Origin of the sequence: Candidatus Nebulibacter yamunensis (assembly GCF_024208055.1) — a bacterium.
Taxonomy (GTDB): Bacteria; Pseudomonadota; Gammaproteobacteria; order Francisellales; family Francisellaceae; genus Caedibacter; species Caedibacter lacustris.
The window spans coordinates 1-552 of record NZ_JAMBMW010000065.1 but is presented as its reverse complement, the minus strand read 5'-3'; the positions used below and the strand labels follow the sequence as shown (position 1 = coordinate 552).

Below are 552 nucleotides of genomic sequence, written 5' to 3'. Positions count from 1 at the left end.
CTCGATAGTCGGCGGCGTAATGGGCGCTGGTATTGCCGCGCAAGGCTGGGACGCGGTGAACTGGGACAGCATGAGCGCGATAGCCTCCAGCTGGGTGATTTCACCTGTGCTGGGCGGGGTGATTGCTGCGGCCTTGCTGTATACCATCAAGAAAAAAGTGTTTTACCGCGAGGACATGCTGGCCGCGGCGGCACGTGTGGTGCCGGTGTTTATCGCCCTGATGGCCTGGGCGTTCAGTACCTATCTCATCCTCAAAGGTCTGAAACATCTGATCAAACTGCCGATGTGGCAAGCCACGATTTACGGCTTTATCGTGGCGGCGATCGTATGGGCTTGGGTGCGGCCACGGGTGGCGGCGCGTATGAGTGACCTGGACGCGGACCGCGACAGCGTCAATCAGCTGTTCACTATTCCGTTGATCTTTGCGGCTGCCCTGCTCAGTTTTGCCCATGGTGCCAACGATGTGGCCAACGCGATTGGGCCGTTAGCCGGTATTTATGATGCGATTGCTAACCGGTCCATCGCCGCGCAAGTGCAAATCCCCTCCTGGAT

Annotated in this window: 1 protein-coding gene; it reads left to right on the top strand. The window is 58.5% G+C overall.

Annotation, left to right across the window (positions count from 1 at the left end; all coding sequences use genetic code 11):
• Positions 1-19 precede the first annotated feature (19 nt).
• The coding region (locus M1V25_RS10295) for an inorganic phosphate transporter (RefSeq protein ID WP_498843229.1) at positions 20-552 on the top strand (533 nt) is incomplete at its 3' end.